The organism is Psychrobacillus sp. (assembly GCF_056205495.1).
Genome location: NZ_JBAEAP010000288.1, coordinates 1 through 3,844, shown reverse-complemented (window position 1 = coordinate 3,844; position 3,844 = coordinate 1). Strand labels below are relative to the sequence as shown.

Below are 3,844 nucleotides of genomic sequence, written 5' to 3'. Positions count from 1 at the left end.
GAAGGCACCTGCGTAGGAGTAAAAGGACGTTTTTTCTTTTCTATAATAGGCTCGTCCACTTTTACTTTTTCAACTCTTTTAGTAGTTGGTTGTAACTTTCTTTGCTGCCATCCCTCATAAATTGGAGGAGCTTCATATATTTTCTTCTCGGGTTTTATCGGCTCTGGCTCAATAACAGCCTTTTCCTCTTTTACTCCATACAAAAATTCATTTTTTTCGCTGTCTGATATTAATGGAAAGCGGAAAGGAGTACGTGTTTCTTTTGGAGATGACTCCTCCACTTCATGTTCTTCTATATGTTCTTCCTCATTATTAGAAAATAATTTTTTAAACCAATTCATTTACATCACTCTTTCTACTCGATACCTTCTATTTTACCAATAATTATGGTATACGTCTGTTAAAAAATAAAAGATAGTAGAAAAAAAGCATACCTATTAGGCATGCTTAAGAACTTCTTCTCAATTTTATGATACAAAGGCACTTCCTATTTCATTGTTATCTTCCAAAACAAGAATCCCTTTTACTTCTGGAGCGTTCGGTAAAGCTAGCTCACTTGCAGAGCAAAGCATGCCACTAGAAGCGATGCCACGAAGCTCTGCATCTTTGATCACCATACCAGATGGCATGACTGCTCCTACTTTAGCTACTACTACCTTTTGTCCAGCATCCACGTTTGGAGCTCCACATACAATTTGTAGCGTTTCATTCCCCACGTTCACTTGACACACCTTTAGTTTATCCGCATTTGGATGTTGTTCTAATGATTCGACTAAACCAACTACAAACTTAGGAGATAAATCGACCTCTAATTGGTAGTTTACATTATTGGTATTCAATACGTCTTGGATTTTAGCCACAAGCGCTTCATTTAGATCAACTTGTCCGTTTGCTTCCAAAGGTGCATATTTACTGAAGCCAAATATATTAATGGCAAGAATCTCAGAAGTTTGCGCGTCCTTGACAAGCGTAACATCTCCATTAATGTCAGTAATAACCTTTTCTGTTTTTTCAGGCGTGATTTGGATTAACAAAACGTCACCTACACCAGCTGCGTTGTAAAAAATATTCATTTGTCTTCTTTCTCCTTTGTTACTCGATTTTTAGCCAAGATAAAAATAGGCTCTAAATCTCCCTTTTCGTATATAAAAGATAATGAGGTGATCGGCACAGATCCTACGGTAAAGAAATGCATAGTCATTTGAGCTAATACATCGTAGCCTGTCTCATTTCTTATATCACCAATAATCATAACATCTTGATGGGGTACAGAAACAGTCATATCTCCAGAAATCTGTTTTTTCATATCTTTTAGAAGCGATTCGTTCAATATTCTGCTTGCATCATAGCCATCATTATTGTTAAAAAAGTAAAAAGTATTACCGGCAACTTCATCTATCTTATAATTTGTTTTTAAGTTTCTGACTTGAAAAAGAGCTCTCTCTCGTATTTCCGTCTCACGTAAGCCCCAGCTTGCTAACATTTTCTCATCTATTAAACGATACGTGTTACCTAAATCTAATACATAATAGATTCTCGTTTCTGCTGTATGATCCTTCGTAACAAAACGATTGCCCTCATTTGATTTTAAAGGAAAGGATGTCGAACGAATAACTGGGTACACAGCAAAGTTCGGGTCCAGCAGTCCTTCCATTTCCTTTTCCATCGCTAAAAACGTTTCTAATATAGTGTAAACTACCTCATCTATTGCCTTTTCTTTTTTAGTCTCATATCTTGCCAAAATTGGAGGAATGGATAGATCTATTCCTTTTCCTAGTTCCTTATGCGTTAGGCGCAGTTTGTTTGTTTCACGATTGTAATCATACGTATATTTATCTTCTGAAATTTTTGTTTTAAATATTTTTATTAATTCAAGAGCTTTCAAAGTATCCTTCCTTTCACAATTCTTACGCTACCTATGTGCATTCTATCTTTGCAGAGCATATAAAAACAAATATTATGTACTAAGTACTACTCCTATTTACAAAATGTAAAAACGGTTCACAAATGTGAACCGTTTTCTATTAAATAGATTGAAGAAATGATTCAATTTCTTCTCTTGTTTTGCGGTCCTTGCTTACAAAACGACCTACCTCTTTACCACGGTCATAGGCGACAAAGCTCGGAATACCTAGAATATCTAACTCCACACATAAATCTATGAACTTGTCCCTATCAACTGAAATAAATTGAAATTCAGCAAATTGTTCTTCTATTTCCCCCATAAAAGGATCAATAAAATGACAATCAGGACACCAGTCAGCGGTAAATTTAAATACAACTCTTTCATTGTCTCTCAATTGTTTAAATTGCTCTATAGAATTTAGATTTTTCATGTTACCCCTCCTACTTCGTTTGAATAGATCTTACAATCGTCATCATCTGTTCTAGATTATCTGTTACGTCCTTTTCTTTCGAAATCGTTGTTAACTTAGTTCCACCTATACTGGATACTAACTCATATCTATCTTCACTATTCTTCAGAATTGCTGCATAACCAAAACGATTATCCGCTTCAAAGGTCTCTTCCTTAATGATATTTATATTCTTATTAGACATCATTAAGTCGTAATACAATTTACTCGTAGACAATTCATTTGGGTTTATAAACAAGATATAAGAGTCTTTTCCTTTTGAAAGTAGAATGTTAGTTTCATCAGAATCTTCTTCAACAGAATATCCACTTGGTAAAAATAGTTTAATGTCATTTACTTCTTTGTTAGGATCTTCAGCATCCTCCGTAAAAGCCTTCTCTGCTTTTTCTAGGCCTTTTACAGCTTGTTCATCTAAAGATGCACAGCCTGCACATAAAATGACAACTAGTGACGCGAGAATTCCTCGCATCCATTTTCTCGTCAATTTCGTTCCTCCATTCAAAGCATAACTGCTATATATTTTATCGATGATTTAATTTACTTGCAACTAGTATAGCTTATTGTTCTAGATAGGATTTCATTCATATAAATCTATTTTATCATGCTTAAGCTTTAAAAAGAGTTCATATTGACCTATAAGTAATAACATTATGTGCTCAAACATATCATTTCTTTTTATTATACCATTAGTAAATACGCCAATAGCTCCTTCGTTGTGACGAATCCCCTGTTTGTTGGTATAGTCATCCATTATAGGACCTAGTTCCCCTCCGGCTCTCAGCTGCTCTGCAATTTCTTCGGGTAACGGTACACCAGCTCCAGTAGCAGTAAACACTTCCCCTGTTTTGATTGCTAGTGCTCCCCAGTTGCAAATGTACATAGTTCCATCGATTTCTTGTACTCCACCCTCTAATCCAATACTGAATGTTCCATCTAAAATATCCATTGCATGTTTGGCTCGGTTGATAGCACCTTGTCTAGTCTCCTCATTACTCATTGGTTGGTCGGACACTAAAGAGGGCACGTCCTGATTTATAAAAATAGCATCGGGATAATATAATCTCCCTACTGTTTCTACCGCCTTAGTTTTAGCTCTATTATTAGTTGCAATCAGTATTTTATGCATCGTTCATTTCTCCTTCTTTAAAACAGAAACTGTCTTGGCCATAACTCTAAAAAAAAAATGCCACAAGGGCATTTTTTTATACATTAGCTTTAATCGTTTCTAGAGTAGTGCGGTCACATGCTTTAACTAGCTTCACGATTAATTCTTTCGCTGCAGCGTAGTCATCAGTATGAATGATAGACGATGATGTATGAATATAACGGGAACAAATACCAATAACTGCGCTCGGAACGCCTTCTAGTGAAGTATGAACACGTCCTGCGTCTGTACCACCTTGAGAGATAAAGTACTGATAAGGTATGTTATTCGTTTCAGCCATATCTAATACAAATTCTCTCATGCC

5 protein-coding genes and 2 pseudogenes are annotated in these 3,844 nt (G+C 35.7%); all 7 read right to left on the bottom strand.

The genetic code is table 11. The features are described from left to right. Positions 1–341: pseudogene (locus AC06OU_RS08455) on the bottom strand (hypothetical protein); the annotation flags it as partial. A 126-nt stretch (positions 342–467) separates the two neighbouring features. Then, complete coding sequence (gene ytpR, locus AC06OU_RS08450) at positions 468–1,073, bottom strand: YtpR family tRNA-binding protein (RefSeq protein ID WP_475855189.1); 606 nt, start codon at positions 1,071–1,073, stop codon at positions 468–470. Then, entirely contained in the window at positions 1,070–1,885 is an 816-nt protein-coding gene (locus AC06OU_RS08445) for a DUF1444 family protein (protein WP_475855187.1), read from the bottom strand. Before AC06OU_RS08445 ends, ytpR begins: the two co-directional genes overlap by 4 nt. A 139-nt stretch (positions 1,886–2,024) precedes the next feature. Beyond that, positions 2,025–2,336, bottom strand: a complete 312-nt coding sequence (locus AC06OU_RS08440; protein ID WP_475855186.1) for a thioredoxin family protein — start codon at positions 2,334–2,336, stop codon at positions 2,025–2,027. Between the two features lie 10 nt (positions 2,337–2,346). Then, positions 2,347–2,859 (bottom strand): hypothetical protein, encoded by a 513-nt coding sequence (locus AC06OU_RS08435; protein WP_475855185.1) that lies wholly within the window; start codon positions 2,857–2,859, stop codon positions 2,347–2,349. A 93-nt stretch (positions 2,860–2,952) separates the two neighbouring features. After that, the gene (locus tag AC06OU_RS08430) at positions 2,953–3,501 is read right to left on the bottom strand and encodes a DUF84 family protein (protein WP_475855184.1); all 549 of its coding nucleotides are present in this window, start codon (positions 3,499–3,501) and stop codon (positions 2,953–2,955) included. A gap of 76 nt (positions 3,502–3,577) precedes the next feature. Next, positions 3,578–3,844, bottom strand: a pseudogene (locus AC06OU_RS08425) (peptidase M28); the annotation flags it as partial.